Source organism: Gordonia sp. DT219 (assembly GCF_049847065.1).
Classification (GTDB): Bacteria; Actinomycetota; Actinomycetes; order Mycobacteriales; family Mycobacteriaceae; genus Gordonia.
In genome coordinates this window covers 1-383 of sequence record NZ_JBNCNR010000088.1, presented here as the reverse complement: position 1 = coordinate 383, position 383 = coordinate 1, and the positions used below count along the sequence as shown (strand labels likewise).

General features: G+C 67.4%; 1 protein-coding gene. It reads left to right on the top strand.

Features of this window, described 5'->3' with window-relative positions; all coding sequences use genetic code 11:
- Positions 1 to 383, top strand: a 383-nt coding sequence (locus ACPXB3_RS22545) for a DUF222 domain-containing protein (protein WP_425729873.1), incomplete at both ends; no start/stop codon positions are given.

Genomic DNA, 383 nt, shown 5'->3' with positions numbered 1-383 from the left:
AACGAAACCGGCCACGGCGTCACCGCCACCAACAGCCTGCTGCCCATCACCGACGTCATCCGGTTGGCCGCCGACGCCCAACCCTGGTTGGCGGTGTTCGGTGAGCACACCACCGTGCCCCTGTATTTGGGTCGCGCCCGGCTGGCGAGCCGCGGGCAACGCATGGCCCTGTTCGCCAAACCCGACGGACAAGTGTGCTCGCATCCCGGGTGTTCGCAACCGGCCGCGCATTCGGAGATCCACCACGCCACCCTCGACTACGCGAAGGGCGGGTTGACCAACATCGACGACCTCGCCCCGGCGTGCCCGAAACACAACCGGATGGTCGGCGACAAACTCGGCCAGTACACCACCGGCATCTACCGCGACGGACCTTTGGCCGG